Origin of the sequence: Janthinobacterium glycogeni (assembly GCF_051380725.1) — a bacterium.
GTDB lineage: Bacteria > Pseudomonadota > Gammaproteobacteria > Burkholderiales > Burkholderiaceae_D > Janthinobacterium.
On record NZ_JBNYXP010000001.1, the window covers coordinates 745,369 to 759,441 of the forward strand.

Consider the following 14,073-nt stretch of genomic DNA (forward strand, 5'->3'; position numbering starts at 1 on the left):
CGCCATGTGTGACAAAGACCAGTCCCTGCCCGTCATCAGCAATTGCGCCCACGCCGACACGGAAACGGCCGCGCTCGCTTCGCGCCGCCGCCGGCTGTGGGAACTGTCGCATACCTGCCATTGCCCGCTGGTCGGCGTGGGCTTGCCATTGGGCTACCTGCGCAAACTGGTGGGCAAGATGACGGGCGGGCGCGTGCTGGCCGACGACTACGAAGTGCACGTGGGCGCCGTGACGGAATGCGGCGCGCGCAACCGCCTGTCCGAAGCGCTGCAAAAAGAACTCGAACGCCGCTACGCTCCCGTGATCCTGCGCTTTCGCGGCGCCAAGACCACGGAGCAGGTAGCGCAACTGTGGCGCACGGCCGTCGCCAACGGCGACGTGTCGGGCGCCTTCTGGGCCGGCCTGACGCACCCGCGCTGCGACGCCGAGCTGGAAGAGCAGATGTGCCGCGACTTGCACATGATCCAGCACCAGGCCGGCGCCTGCGTGCGCGCCGACATGGGCAAATTTACAGCCTTGCAGGAAGAAAACGCGCGCCTGACCCACGAACTGGCCAAGCTGCAACAGCGCAGCCAGGCCGCACTGACGGAAAAAACGGGCGAACTGGAACGCCAGGAAGCCGTGCTGCTGCGCACGCGGGCCGAATCGATCGGCAAGGATAGCGTGATCGACGGCTTGCGCGCGGAACTGGCGCAATTGCAGGCGGCCGTCCCGGCGCTGGAATCGCGCACGCGCCTGGTCGAACGCCTGGCGCAAATGGATGAGCGCGAAAAGGAACTGCGCCAGCAAATCGCGGAATTGAAACAGGCCCAGCCGCGCCCAGCCGCCGCCGTGCCGCCACCGGCGCCCAAGCTGGAAGTGCCGACCGGCGGCAAGCTGAAAATGCCGATCCGCCTCGTCGATCAAAGCGTCCTGTGCGTGGGCGGGCGCAGCGGCAATGTCGCCACCTACCGCGCCCTGATCGAGCGGGTCGGTGCACAGTTCGCCCACCACGACGGCGGCCTGGAAGACAATGCCAACCTGCTCGACTCGAGCCTGGCGGCGGCCGATCTGGTGATTTGCCAGACGGGCTGCATCAGCCACAGCGCCTACTGGCGCGTGAAGGATTACTGCAAGCGCACCGGCAAGCGCTGCGTCTTCATCGACAACCCCAGCATCTCCAGCCTGGCGCGCGGCTTGCAGGAAGTAAGCGAAGAAATGGACACGGCGCCGCCGGCCGCAGTCCAGCCATAAGCAGTCCCTGCAGCATTAATATACGTCGCGCCGGTAGCGCCCTTCGGCCGCCAGCGCGTCGAGCGCGGGCCGGCCCAGCATTTCCTGCAGTGCCTGGTCGACGCCGCCCGCCATGCCGGCCAGGCTGCCGCAGATGTAGATGGCCGCGCCCTGCTCCAGCCACAGCCTGACTTCATCGGCATTGCCGCGCAAGCGGTCCTGCACATAGGTGCGCTCCGCCTGGTCGCGCGAAAACGCCAGGTCCAGGCGCGGCAAGTCGCCGCTGGCGTGCCAGCGTTCAATTTCTTCGCGATAATGAAAATCGTGGGCCAGGTTGCGTTCGCCAAAGATCAGCCAGTTGCGCCGCTGGCCCGCCAGCACGCGGCTCTTCAGGTGCCCGCGCAAGCCGGCGATGCCGCTGCCGTTACCGATCAAAATCAGAGGCCGCTGGGCATTGTCTTCCAGGCGGAAGCGTTTATGCTGGCGCAGGCGCAGCTGCACCAGATCGCCGACGGCCGCCTGCGCCGTCAGCCAGCCGGAAGCCAGGCCCAGGCTGCCGTCGGGATGCGCATGCTGGCGTACCAGCAAGTGCACGCCGCCATCGCGCGGAATCGAAGCGATCGAATATTCGCGCGGCTGCGAGGGGTCGGCGGGCGCGGTCACCTGCACCAGATCGCCCGACTGCCAGTCAGGCAAGGCGCCCGCCACGGGCGCCAGTTCCACATGATAGATGGCGCCGCCGGCGCTGCCGGGATTGAGCAGCTGCCGGTGCGTCAATCGCCAGTCGCCAAACGCGGGCGCGCTCCAGTCGGGCGCGTCGCTGGTGCCGGCCAGGTGGCTCAGGTGCTGGAACCAGTGCTCGACGGCGGCGCTGGCGCTGCGGTCGACTTCGATGCGCTCGAACAGGCGCGAAGCGCCCTGCGCCGCCAGCCAGGCATCGAGCGCGCGGCCAAAACCGCAGAACTGGCCATAACTGCGGTCGCCCAGGGCCAGCACCGCGTAATGCAATTGCGGCAGCGCCAGCTCGCCCGTCATCAGGCGGCCCATGAAGGCGGCCGCATTGTCGGGCGCATCGCCCTCGCCATACGTGCTGACCAGGAACAAGGCCCGTTCGGCTTGTTGCAGATCAATGGCCGTGACATCGGCCAGCGCGCACAGGCGCACGGGGATGCCGGCCAGTTGCAGGCTCTGCGCCGTTTGCGTGGCCAGTTCTTCGGCATTGCCCGTCTGGCTCGCATACGCCACCAGCCAGGCGGGACTGTTGGCCAGCGCCGCCTTGGCGGCGTCGGACGCGCGGCGCTTGGCGCGCGCGCGCAGCCAGGGCGCCAGGCACACGCCCGCGTAGCTGAGGGACAGGGCGGCCAGCAAGGCCAGCCGCGTCGTATCGTGCGTAAAAATCATGGAATTAATCGTTCATTCGTCGAGCATGGCCAGCATGTGGCTGCTCAGCGTTTCGTGGTAGCCAAGGCCGTCGCGCCGCAGGAAGCGCGCGGCCAGGCCCTGCTCTTCGGCCAGCGCCATGCCGGCCTCGACACCAAGCACCGTCAGGGCCGTCGACCAGGCGTCGGCCGCCATGCATTGCTCATGCACGACGGTGACGGAAGCGAGTTGATTGGCGATCGGCATGCCGCTGCGCGGATCGACGGTGTGTGAGAAACGCACTGTGCCATCGTCGAAGAAACGCCGGTAGTCGCCCGACGTCGCCACGGACAAGCCGTGCAGCGCCAGCAGCATTTCCGGCGGTTGCTGTGCATTCTCGGCACTATCGGCGGCGCCATCGACCTGTTCCAGCATCACCCACCATGGCTGGCCGTCGGGCTTGCTGCCGGCGCCGCGCAGCTCGCCACCCACTTCGACCAGGTAATGGCCGATGCCCTGGCTGTCCAGGTAGCGGGCGAGCCGGTCCACGCCGTAGCCCTTGGCGATGGCCGATAAATCGAGCTGCAAGCCGCCCGGCTGGCGCGCGCGGCGGGCCGGCAAATCCAGCTCCAGGCGGCGGCGCTGGCGCTGCGCCAGCAACAGGGCGACGGTATCGTGCCTGGGGGGAAGAAAACCGGGCTCATCGTAGCGATGGCGAGGGCCGAAGCCCCACAGATTGACGAGCGCGCCCGCGCACGGGTCGTAGGCGCCGCCGGACGCCTGCGACACGTGCATGGCAAAGCCCAGCACCTCGCAAAACGCGGCGGGCAGGCTGTGCCAGCTGCCGGGCTCGGCCCGGTTGAAACGGCCCAGGTCCGAGTCCTCGTCCCAATGGCTCATTTGCGCCACGACCAGGTCCAGCTGCTGCTGCAAGCCCTGCTGCAGGTCGGCGCTGCCGGCGCGTCCCGGCATGGCGGACTCGAGCAGGCGCACCGACCAGCTGGTGCCCATGGTCAAGCCGCGCACATCCCGGATCGCGGCGCCGGGCGGCGCGACCTGATCGGAAATATGCTGCGGCAGCAGGACCCGGCGCATCGATGCTCTCGTTCGCGAAGCTGCCGCCGCTTACTGCGGCAGCACTTCCACGGTGGCCGCGTACGTCATGCGGCGCTCGGGCATGGCTGGCGGCTGGCCGGCCACGGCCGGAGCGGCCGCTGGCCAGGTGCTGCTCAGGTAATACATGCCGGCCGCCGGCACGGTGAACGTGATCTCGCCCTTGGCATCGGTGCTCTGGCGGATTTCACCGAGCACGCCACGGTAGCGCACGCCGCCTGGCACCAGGCTGAAGGCCTGGTTCGCGGCCGGCTTGCCGTCGACCAGGAAGCGCCACGTGGCTTTTTCGCCCGCGCGCAAGTCGTTCGGATGGGTCACGGGCACGAATTCCAGGCCCACGCCCGTCGGCTTGAATACTTCCGTGCTGGTTTCGCCATTGCTGAAGAAAGTTTCCAGACGGCTTGCCGTGCGCGTGATTTTCAATTCTTGCGCATCGGCCGGCACGTCCTTCTTGAAGGTTTCCTCGTTGCCGCGGAAACGCTTTTGCTCGCCGTTGAGCTTGTAGCTGGCCATCACATTCTGCGACACGATGGCAGCTTTATAGGTGCCCGGCTTTTCCATCTTCACATCGAACACGCTGCGCAGACGGCCCGTCAGCGTATTGGTCGGCGTGACTTTCGCGCCATCCGGGCCGCTCACTTGCAGCGCGTCCAGACGCAACGGCTGGTGGTCGATTTCGAACAGGCCGTCGGAGACGGCGGCGTCCACCGTCACCCAGGCGTCCTTGCTTTCCACCATCGTACTCGACGGCACCATCCAGCCGCGGTGGGCCTGGGCGTTCATGGCCAGGCCGGCCAGGGCCAGGGCGATCAGCGGTTTATTGAGTTGCTTCAACATGGTAGAGGCGCCTTAAGGTTTGAGTTGGACGACGACATTGCCGAGTTCTTCCTTGCCCTTGCCAGGCACGGACTGGGCCGATTTCAGCGGCCACTGGAACGGCACACGCACCAGTTCGCGTCCGCCCGCTTCGCGCGCCGCCTCCACCACCACCTGGTATTCGCCGGCCGGCAGTTTGTCGAGCAAGGCCTTGGCGCCAGGGAAAGTCAGGGTATGCTCGCCCGGCGCGCGCGTGGCGCCGCTGACGCCGTCCACGGGCATGGCCAGGTCGCGGCCGCTCTTGCGCCACCATTGACGCATGTCCTTCAGCCATTTTTCGCCCGCCTTGTCCTTCTTTTTCACGTCGTACAGCACAGCCAGATTGCCAACGACCTTTTGATCGGCCGTTTCCAGCCACGCCGCCACGTAGGGGCGGTGGTATTCCGCCACGTTCAGTTGCGGAATTTCAATCTTGAGGGACAAGTCGGCAGCCATCGCCGACGTACCGATCAGGGGAAGGCCAAGCGCCAGGGAGTAGCGTAATTTCATGGTGTGCCTGTAAAAAGGAAAAATAAAAACGATCAGTGGATAAACAGCAAGGCGATCGCGCAAGGTATCAGGATACCGAGGCCAACCATCGGCCAGGTAAATGGCCGGTTGGCCGCGTGGAACTTCAAAATCAATAGCCCCGTCAGGCAAAACACGATGCAGGCACCGGCAAAGATGTCGATGAACCAGCTCCAGGCCACGCCCGTGTTACGGCCCTTGTGCACGTCGTTGAGCCAGGACACCCAGCCCCGGTCCGTCAATTCATATTCGGCGGCCCCGTCTTCCAGGCCGATGCGCACCCAGGCGTCGCCGCCCGCCTTGGGCAACGGCAGATACACTTCATCGATCGACCATTCGGCGGGACGGCCGCCCGCGTTGAGCGACCACTGCTGCTTGAACCAGGCTTCGGCGGCGGCCGGCATGGGCGCGTTGGCGCCGTCATGCTGGGCGGCAAAGGCGGCCAGTTCCGTGACGAGGGGCGCCGGCAACTGCGCCTTCTGGCGCGTGATCGACGGTTTCGACTCGATCTGGCCGGCGTGGTTCAGGGTGATGCCGGTGATGGCGAACAAAAACATGCCCAGCAGGCAAAGCGCCGAGCTGATCCAGTGCCATTGATGCAAGTTCTTCAGCCAGACGGCGCGGCTGGCATTGTTCCTGGCCTTGTCCGCGGCGCCCGCCTTAACCATCGAGCGCTCCCGGCGAGGAGCGGGCCAGGTGGCGCGACAAGTCAGTGTGCTTCATTCCCATCCTTCAATCAAAGTGCATGCCGATATTTTCCAACAAATGATAATGATTATCATTTATTAAGTCAAGACATGGGGCGCCCCGCCGGGCCGGCGTTTTGTAACAGCTTTGAAACAAAGGTCCCCCGTGCTACGTAAGCTGCCGTACAGAGCAGCATGCAGCAAGCGTCTATGCTTGTTGTTCAGGACAACCAACAAGGGAGCACTCATGCAATCGTATTCCAGCGAACAACTGGCCAGCATCGCGGCCAAGATCAAGGACGTTAAATTCGGCATGCTGACCACCAGCGACGACATGCGCACTCTCACCAGCCGGCCGCTGACGCAGCAGCAGGTCGACAGCGAGGGGCAGATCTGGTTCTTTGTCTCGGACGAGGCCAGCTATACGCGCGACTTGCTGAACAACCCGCAAGTCAATGTCAGCTTCGTCGACACGGGCGACAGCCTGTATGTATCCGTCTGCGGCCACGCGCAGCTGCTGAAAGACCGCGCCAAGGCGGAGGAGTTGTGGAACCCGCTGGTGAAAGCGTGGTTCCCGGGCGGACCCGACGACCCGAAGCTGTCGCTGATCAAAGTGACGATCCAGTCGGCCGAATACTGGGATAGCAGCGCCAGCAAGATGATGCAGTTCTATGAAATGGCCAAGGCCGCCATCACGGGCGAGCCGCCGAAAGACATGGGCGAACACGGCCGGGTCGATCTGTAACAGCCCCCATTTTACCCGGGTAATATTGACTTTCCATTTAACCCGGGTAAAATTGCCTGCATTCCCCATGGAGGCAAGACATGCATACCCCCGCATCACCCCGGCTGACCGCCTTCGCCGGCAAACGGCAAGTCGCCGCCGGCCCTTTACATACGGTTGCGCAAACATTGAAGGAACTGGTGACGCGCGATCCCAATGCGCAAATCCTGATTTTCGACGACGCCAGCGGCAGCCAGGTCGACCTGAACCTGCACGGCAGCCTGGCCGATGTGCTGCAGCGCCTGCCCCAGCCACGCGCCGCGGCGCCCGCGCCATCGGAGGACGCACCCGCGCCCGCGCGCACGGCGGGCCGCCCGAAGCTGGGCGTCGTGGCGCGCGAAATCACGTTGCTGCCCCGTCACTGGGAATGGCTGGCAACGCAGCCGGGCGGCGCTTCCGTGGCCTTGCGCAAACTGGTGGAACACGCGCAGCGCGGCAACAAGGTGCACGATGAGCAGCGCCAGGCGCGCGAAGCGGCCTATAAAGTCATGAGTGCGCTGGCCGGCGATGCGCCCGGCTTCGAGGAAGCGTGCCGCGCGCTGTTCGCCGGCAAGCAAGCAGCGTTTCTCGCGTGCGTGCAGGAATGGCCAGCCGACGTGCGCGTACACGTCTTGCAGCTGGCCCAGCGCGGGTGGCTTGAGAGTGAAGAAAGATAGGCGGCCAGATCAGACGCCCGTACTGCCCGTGGTATCGGGCGCATCGTCGGCGCTCTGCCGGCTCTGCCCGGCGGAGCCAGTCTGGTGATGGGGCAGGCGGTCGGCGCGTCGTACTTCGCCGATGGAAAACAGATCGTCGCCGATATCGAGGCCTTGCCCGCTATCGACCAGCACAAAGTTCTCGGCAGAATCGGCCGTACTTTGCTTGTTGCCTGCCGTGGACGGCGTGCCGCCCTGGCTGTTGCCGGCTTGCGGCGTGGTGGAGTTGCCCATCATCTTCTCCCTGATCGTGAGTGCGATTTGACTGCGTTGACTGCGCGTGGGCCGTGGCCGGCGCAGCTATTTCATCATAGTCCATGCCTGCTGCGTCGCATCAAAATTTTGCGGCAGCCAAATAAGCGTGGCCCTGACCAGCGGCGTGCCTGCTTCCCGCTGACCAGGGCCACTTGCGACTTGCTATTCAGCTGGCGCTACTTGTTGCGCGACCCGGAGCTGGAACCGGACCCGGAACCGCCGCTTTGCTTGTTGCCACTGTCACGGTTGCCCTCCTGGTTCATGCTGGCGTTATCGCGCGAACCGCTGGAGCTGGAGGCGCTTTGCCGGTTGGCATCGTTCTTGTGGCTTTGGCTGCCTGCGCGGCGGGCCTCTTCCGACGTGAATTCATGGGCCGTGCCTTTTTCATGCGCGGCACGTCCGCCTTCGCTGGCAATTTCGCGCTGCTGGGCGGGGTCCATGGAAGCGAAACCCCGCTTGCTGGTATCGCTTTGCTTGCTGCCGCCGCTGCCGCCGCTGCTACTGCTACTGGTTTTACTACCTTGCTGTTTATTGTCGCTCGATGTGGCCATGATGATCTCCTTGATCGATGGAATCGGAAACAGTGCAAACCATGCAATTCTTCCCCCTCGCATGGCAAGGGAACAGTCATCTTAGTGCGCACCTGGGGTACAAGAAATAGGAGGATGGCAAGAGCGCATGTAGGATGAGTCCCGCCTACGGTGGCACAGTTACTTTCAGTTTTCCACCAGAAGTATCAAATACTCAGCAGTTAGCGGGCAGCGGAAAAATCGCCGCGTCCGCCGTCACGTACACGCGCTCGCCAGCGCCTGGCCGCACCGCATGGCCTCCCGTGAAGGCGCCAAACGAGGGCAGGATGGCGCGCTGTTGGCCCAGCAGGAAACACGGCAGGCGCAGGCCGCCACCGTGCGCTCCGTTCCCTTTGGCGCGCAAGTGAAACACGGGATGCACGTGGCCCGCCAGCACATAGCCGGGCGCGACGGTGTCCGGGTGATGGCAGAACGACAGCTTGCCCACCTGGTGCGGCTCGTCCACCATGCGCATGCCCAGCGCGGCGGCCGGATCGCCCGCATGCGCGTCGTGGTTGCCGCGCACCACCGTCAGGCGCACGTGGGGATAACGCATGCGCCAGGCCAGCATGGCCGCCACGGTGGCGGCCGCATGGGCGGCGCGCGCGTGCAGAAAATCGCCGAGGAAGACGATTTCCTCGCAGGCGTAACTGGCCAGCAAGGCATCGAGCGCCAGCAGGTTTTGCGTGGTGGTGCCGCGCGGCACGGGCACGCCCAGCGCGCGAAACGCCGCCGCCTTGCCGAAATGGATGTCGGCAACGATCAGCATGCTGCGCGCCGGCCAGTAGACGGCCTTGTCCGCCAGCAGCCAGACCAGCTCGCCAGCCAGCTCCACCGCGCAATGCGCCTGCCGCACCCCGCTCATGCGGCCGCCTTTTCCAGCGCCAGCACCAGGCGCGCCACCCGATCCGACAGTTTTTCCGTCGTCAGCTGTTCGCGGAAGCGCTCGACCATCAGGCCGAAGGCAAATGGCGAGGCGCGCTCCAGCGCTTGCAGGCAGATGCTGCGTCCATGCAGCTCGCGCAGGGTGGCGCGCAGGCGCGTCAATTCCAGTTCCTGCTCCAGCACTTCGCGCTGCGCCTGGCTGAGCAGCAAATTGGCCGCGTCGTGCTTGCGGAACACTTCAAAGAACAGCGAGGACGACGCCTGCAGCTGGCGCGCGCTTTTCGGCTGGCCCGGATAGCCCTGGAACACGAGGCCGGCGATGCGGGCGATTTCGCGGAAGCGCCGCTGCGACAGTTCCGTCGCGTTCAGGCTGGCCAGCACGTCTTCCAGCAGCTTGTCCGTGCTGAACAGGGAAAGATCGGCGCCGCTGGCGCCCGCCAGCAGCGGCGCAAATGCGATGTCGTCCGCGCCCAGCAATTCAAAGCCGTAATCGTTGACAGCGATCGACAAGGTGGCCGGCTGCACGCGCGCAATGCGGTAGGCCAGCAGGGACGCCAGGCCCAGGTGCACGGAGCGGCCCGCGAACGGATACACGAACAGGTGACGGCCTTCGCGGCTGGACAAGGTTTCCAGCAACAGGGCCGAGCGCGTGGGCAGGCTGGACCATTTCTGCTGGATGGCCAGCAGGGGGGCCAGCGCGCGCATTTCCGGCCCGCTGGCACGGCCCTCCTGCGCCAGCTGCAACTGGTCCAGCACGGCATGCGCGAGTTCCGACGACAGCGGCATCTTGCCGCCCTGCCAGCGCGGCACGGCGCCGCGGCTGCCCGTGGCGCGCCGCACGTAGGCCGTCATCTCGTGCACGCGCACGAATTCCAGGATGCGCCCGCCAAACAAAAAATGGTCGCCCTGCTTCAGGCGCGCGATGAACGATTCCTCGATGCTGCCGATCCGTCCGCCGCCGAGGAATTTGACCTGGATCGCCGCCTCCGAGACGATGGTGCCGATGCTCATGCGGTGGCGCCGCGCCAGCGCCGCGTCCGGCACGCGGTAGACGCCTGCATCGTCCGGCAGCACTCTGCGGTATTCCGGATACACGGTCAGACTTTGCCCGCCGCGCGCGACGAAGTCGAGCGCCCATTGCCACTCGTCCAGGGTCAGGTGGCGATACGACCAGGCGCCGCGCACTTCCCCGTACAGGACCGGCGAGTCGAAACCGCCACCCAGCGCGATCGTCACCAGGTGCTGCACCAGCACGTCGAGCGGCTTGTCCGGCACGGGCCGCGCTTCCAGGTGGCCCTGCGCCAGGGCAGCGCGGGCGGCGGCCGCTTCCAGCAATTCCAGGCTGTTGGTGGGCACGAGGGTGACGCGCGAAATGCGCCCCGGCGCATGGCCGCTGCGCCCGGCCCGCTGCACCAGGCGCGCGATGCCTTTCGCGCTGCCCACCTGCAGCACCCGTTCGACGGGCAGGAAATCGACGCCCAGGTCCAGGCTGGACGTGCAGACGACGGCTTTCAGCTCGCCCGTCTTCAGGTGCTGCTCGACCCACTCGCGCACTTCGCGGTCCAGCGAACCGTGGTGCAGGGCGATCAGGCCCGCCCAGTCGGGGCGCGCATCGAGCAGGTGCTGGTACCACAGCTCGGCCTGCGACCGCGTATTCGTGAACACCAGGGTGGTGGCGCTGCCCTCGATCTCGGCGATCAGCGGCTGCAGCATCTGGATGCCCAAATGCCCGCCCCAGGGAAAGCGCGTGGGATTCACGGGTATCAGGCTGTCGACGAGGATGCGCTTTTTAATTTTACCTTCGACCAGCACGCCGGCGTTTTCCTCGCCCAGCAAGACGTCCTGCGCCTGCCGCAGATTGCCCAGGGTGGCCGACAGGCCCCACGTCATCAGGTTTTCCTGCCAGCGGCGCAGGCGGGCCAGCGCCAGCTGCACCTGCACGCCGCGCTTGCTGCCCATCAATTCATGCCACTCGTCGACGATCACGGTTTCCAGCAGGCTGAAACGTTCCTGCGCGTCCGCCTGGCTGAGCATCAGGGACAGGCTTTCCGGGGTCGTGACGAGCACCTCGGGCCAGGACTTCGCCTGCCGCGCCCGCTGCGCGGCGCTCGTATCACCCGTGCGCGCCTCGATGCGCCAGCCGGGCGCCAGCGTTTCGCCGGACGCCTGCAGCGCGCGCACGGTGTCTGCCGCCAGCGCCCGCATGGGCGTGATCCACAGCACGCGCAAGCCCTGCTTGCGGCTCTTGCACGCCATCCGCTCGGCGCGCAGCAAGGCGCCGAACCAGACGGCATAGGTCTTGCCGGACCCCGTGCTCGCATGCAGCAGCCCGGACTGGCCCTGTGCGCTCGCCCGCCAGACGGCGCGCTGGAAAGGAAAGATCGTCCAGCCGCGCGCGGCAAACCACGCATCGATGCGCTGCGCCAGCATGCTTTTGCTCATGTGGTCTGGGCCAGCATGGCCTTCAGGGTGGCCAGGGTGTCGGCGTCGGCGATGCCCTTGTCTTCGCGCCGGCGCAGGATGCGGGGAAAGCGCACGGCGATGCCCGCCTTGTGGCGGCTGGACGCGGCGATGCCCTCGAAACCGATCTCAAACACCATCGTCGGCTGCACGCTGCGCACGGGGCCGAATTTTTCGATCGTCGTCTTGCGGATGGCGGCGTCGACCTGCCCGATCTCGGCGTCGGTCAAGCCCGAGTACGCCTTGGCGAACGGCACCAGCTTGCGCTCGCCATCCTCCACTTCATCCCAGACGGCAAACGTGTAGTCCGTGTACAGCGACGCGCGCCGGCCGTGGCCCGCCTGGGCGTAGATCAGCACGGCGTCGATGGCATACGGATCAATCTTCCATTTCCACCACGTGCCCACGTCTTTCGTGCGGCCCACACCATATGCGGCCGAGTTCGCCTTGAGCATCAAGCCTTCCACGCCGCGCTCGCGCGATTCGTCGCGGATGGCCGCCAGCGCCTCCCAGCTAGCCGCGTCAACACGCGGCGACAGGCGCAGCGCGGGAGCATCTACCTGCGCCACGACGGTTTCCAGCAGCGCGCGCCGTTCCAGCTGGGGCAGCCGGCGCACGTCCACGCCGTCGAGCTCCAGCACATCGTAGGCCACGAGCACGGCGGGCAGCTCGGCCAGCAACTTGGGCGAGACCGTTTTGCGGCCCATCCGTTGTTGCAAATCGGCAAATGGCGCCGGCACGTCGCCCGGCTGCCAGATCAGGATTTCGCCATCGAGCACGGTGCCCTCGGGCAAGGCCAGCTGCGCCAGTTCGGGAAAGCGTTCCGTGATCAATTCCTCGCCGCGCGACCACAGCCAGTTCACGCCCTCGCGGCGCAGCAGCTGGGCGCGCATGCCATCGTATTTCCATTCGGCCAGCCAGTCGCCGACGTCGCCCAGTGTCTGCGGTCCAGCTTGCAAGGGGTGGGCGAGGAAGAACGGATACGGCTGGCCGCCGCGCAGCGCATGCTCGCCCTCCGACTGCGTGGCGATCAGTGTGAGAAAGCCCGCGCCCGTGGGGCTGACCTTGCCATCGGTCCAGCCCATCAGGCGCTGGGCGATCAGCTTGCTGTCGACGGCGGCGATGGACGCCAGCGCGCGCGTCACCAGCAGTTTTGAGACACCCACGCGAAAGCCGCCGCCGATCAGCTTGATCAACAGAAAACGTTCGCGCGTTTCCAGCTCGTCCCAGTACCCCAGCAGGGCGGCGCGGATGGCGTCCGGCGCCGCGCCGCGCAACGGTGCGATGCGCCGCTCGACCCACTCGGCCAGGCCGACGTCGCTGCGCCGGGCGGGCGCGGGCAGGATCAGGGCGATGGTTTCGGCCAGGTCGCCCACGGCGTGATAGGCCTCGTCGAACAGCCAGGCATCGAGGCCCGCCCGTTCGGTCGCGTATTCGCGCAGCAACTTGGTGGGCACGGCCTGGCGCGGCTTGCCGCCGGCGAGGAAATACACGGCCCAGGCCGCGTTCTCGGGCGAGGCGCCGCGAAAATAGGCTTGCAGCGCCGCCAGCTTGCGGCTGGTGGAGGTCGTCTCGTCGAGTTCCGCGTACAGCCGGGCAAAGTCACGCATGGCTGACATCCTCCGCCGCCGTGTCCGCACCGGGCGCACCGTCATCGGCTTCGTCATCGCCATATTCCGTCTCGAAACCGCCCGCCTGCCAGCCGTTCTGCCGCAGCCAGCGCACCATGACGGGAATCGATCCGTGCGTGACGATGATGCGTTCGGCCTGAGTGGCCGTGATCGCTTGCATCAGGCCGGGCCAGTCGGCGTGGTCGGAGAGGACAAATCCCCGGTCCACGCCGCGCCGCCGGCGCGCGCCGCGCAGCAGCATCCAGCCGCTGGCGAACGCATCGCTGTAGTCGCCGAAGCGCTTCATCCACGGCGAGCCGGCCGCCGACGGCGGCGCGATCACCAGCGCCGTCTTCAGGGCGGCCTTGTCCGTCACCTCGCCCACCATCACCGTGGCGGGCAAGGCTACGCCGCTCTCGCGATAGACCTGCGTCAAGGCCTGCGCCGCGCCATGGCAGATGATGGGGCCGATGGCGGCGTCGAGGCCGGCCAGGATGCGCTGCGCCTTGCCGAAGGCATAGCAGAACAGCACGCTGGTGCGGCCATCGGCGGCATTCCTGCGCCACCACTGGTTGATGTCGTCATACACTTCCTGCGGCGCCTGCCAGCGGTAGATGGGCAGGCCGAAGGTCGATTCGGTGATGAAGGTGTCGCAGCGCACGGGTTCGAACGGAGCGCACGTGGGATCGGGCTGCAGCTTGTAGTCGCCCGACGCCACCCACACTTCGCCGCCGTGCTGCATGCGCACCTGGGCCGAACCGAGCACGTGGCCTGCCGGATGCAGCGACACTTGTACGCCGTGGTGGTCGATGGTCTCGCCATATGCGAGGCCCTGGATGGACACGGGGCCCAGACGCGCGCGCAGCACTTGCTCGCCGGGAGAGGCGCACAGGTAATGCCGGTGTCCGACCCGCGCATGGTCGGCGTGCGCATGCGTGATGATGGCGCGCTCGACGGGGCGCCACGGGTCGATGTAGAACTGCCCCGGCACACAGTACAAGCCTTCCTTGCGCACCACCACCATATCTGCCATGCCCTGCTCCCTGCGTTAATACGCGTTG

General features: G+C 66.3%; 14 protein-coding genes. 3 read left to right on the top strand and 11 right to left on the bottom strand.

The genetic code is table 11. The annotated features are described in order from the left end of the window. Nucleotides 1-4: 4 nt before the first annotated feature. Entirely contained in the window at nucleotides 5-1,234 is a 1,230-nt protein-coding gene (locus tag ACQ4W4_RS03455; RefSeq protein WP_436540783.1) for a DUF2325 domain-containing protein, read from the top strand. A 15-nt stretch (nucleotides 1,235-1,249) separates the two neighbouring features. Here ACQ4W4_RS03455 and ACQ4W4_RS03460 read toward each other — a convergent pair whose 3' ends face one another. From ACQ4W4_RS03460 to ACQ4W4_RS03480, 5 genes are read right to left on the bottom strand one after another with little or no spacing between them, the layout of a single operon-like run. Further along, nucleotides 1,250-2,614, bottom strand: a complete 1,365-nt coding sequence (locus ACQ4W4_RS03460) for a sulfite reductase subunit alpha (RefSeq protein WP_436540784.1) — start codon at nucleotides 2,612-2,614, stop codon at nucleotides 1,250-1,252. 12 nt (nucleotides 2,615-2,626) lie between these two features. Further along, a complete protein-coding gene (locus ACQ4W4_RS03465) occupies nucleotides 2,627-3,667 on the bottom strand; it encodes an FAD:protein FMN transferase (protein WP_436540785.1) in 1,041 nt (346 codons plus the stop codon). 30 nt (nucleotides 3,668-3,697) lie between these two features. After that, nucleotides 3,698-4,522, bottom strand: a complete 825-nt coding sequence (locus ACQ4W4_RS03470) for a DUF4198 domain-containing protein (protein ID WP_436540786.1) — start codon at nucleotides 4,520-4,522, stop codon at nucleotides 3,698-3,700. A gap of 12 nt (nucleotides 4,523-4,534) precedes the next feature. After that, a complete protein-coding gene (locus ACQ4W4_RS03475) occupies nucleotides 4,535-5,050 on the bottom strand; it encodes a DUF2271 domain-containing protein (protein WP_290603349.1) in 516 nt (171 codons plus the stop codon). Between the two features lie 32 nt (nucleotides 5,051-5,082). After that, a complete protein-coding gene (locus ACQ4W4_RS03480; RefSeq protein WP_436540787.1) occupies nucleotides 5,083-5,736 on the bottom strand; it encodes a PepSY-associated TM helix domain-containing protein in 654 nt (217 codons plus the stop codon). Nucleotides 5,737-6,001: 265 nt separating this feature from the next. Here ACQ4W4_RS03480 and ACQ4W4_RS03485 point away from each other — a divergent pair, with 265 nt between their 5' ends. Together ACQ4W4_RS03485 and ACQ4W4_RS03490 are read left to right on the top strand one after the other, a co-directional pair. Further along, nucleotides 6,002-6,499 (top strand): pyridoxamine 5'-phosphate oxidase family protein, encoded by a 498-nt coding sequence (locus ACQ4W4_RS03485; RefSeq protein ID WP_436540788.1) that lies wholly within the window; start codon nucleotides 6,002-6,004, stop codon nucleotides 6,497-6,499. Between the two features lie 80 nt (nucleotides 6,500-6,579). Beyond that, nucleotides 6,580-7,194, top strand: coding sequence for a DUF2239 family protein (locus ACQ4W4_RS03490; protein WP_436540789.1), 615 nt, complete (start codon nucleotides 6,580-6,582; stop codon nucleotides 7,192-7,194). A 9-nt stretch (nucleotides 7,195-7,203) separates the two neighbouring features. Here ACQ4W4_RS03490 and ACQ4W4_RS03495 read toward each other — a convergent pair whose 3' ends face one another. The 6 genes from ACQ4W4_RS03495 to ACQ4W4_RS03520 all read right to left on the bottom strand — a co-directional run bounded on the left by ACQ4W4_RS03495 (nucleotide 7,204) and on the right by ACQ4W4_RS03520 (nucleotide 14,045). After that, the gene (locus tag ACQ4W4_RS03495; protein ID WP_436540790.1) at nucleotides 7,204-7,470 is read right to left on the bottom strand and encodes a hypothetical protein; all 267 of its coding nucleotides are present in this window, start codon (nucleotides 7,468-7,470) and stop codon (nucleotides 7,204-7,206) included. Between the two features lie 194 nt (nucleotides 7,471-7,664). Then, complete coding sequence (locus tag ACQ4W4_RS03500) at nucleotides 7,665-8,039, bottom strand: KGG domain-containing protein (protein ID WP_070221093.1); 375 nt, start codon at nucleotides 8,037-8,039, stop codon at nucleotides 7,665-7,667. A 193-nt stretch (nucleotides 8,040-8,232) separates the two neighbouring features. Continuing rightward, on the bottom strand, nucleotides 8,233-8,922 hold the full coding sequence (pdeM, locus tag ACQ4W4_RS03505; RefSeq protein ID WP_436540791.1) for a ligase-associated DNA damage response endonuclease PdeM: 690 nt from the start codon (nucleotides 8,920-8,922) through the stop codon (nucleotides 8,233-8,235). After that, a complete protein-coding gene (locus ACQ4W4_RS03510) occupies nucleotides 8,919-11,384 on the bottom strand; it encodes a ligase-associated DNA damage response DEXH box helicase (RefSeq protein WP_436540792.1) in 2,466 nt (821 codons plus the stop codon). Before ACQ4W4_RS03510 ends, pdeM begins: the two co-directional genes overlap by 4 nt. After that, nucleotides 11,381-13,012 carry an ATP-dependent DNA ligase gene (locus tag ACQ4W4_RS03515; RefSeq protein WP_436540793.1) on the bottom strand — a complete coding sequence of 544 codons (1,632 nt, stop codon included), beginning with the start codon at nucleotides 13,010-13,012 and terminating at the stop codon, nucleotides 11,381-11,383. Before ACQ4W4_RS03515 ends, ACQ4W4_RS03510 begins: the two co-directional genes overlap by 4 nt. Then, nucleotides 13,005-14,045: a ligase-associated DNA damage response exonuclease gene (locus tag ACQ4W4_RS03520; protein ID WP_436540794.1), complete on the bottom strand. Its 1,041-nt coding sequence runs from the start codon at nucleotides 14,043-14,045 to the stop codon at nucleotides 13,005-13,007. The genes ACQ4W4_RS03515 and ACQ4W4_RS03520 overlap by 8 nt, the downstream gene beginning before the upstream one ends. Between the last annotated feature and the right edge of the window lie 28 nt (nucleotides 14,046-14,073).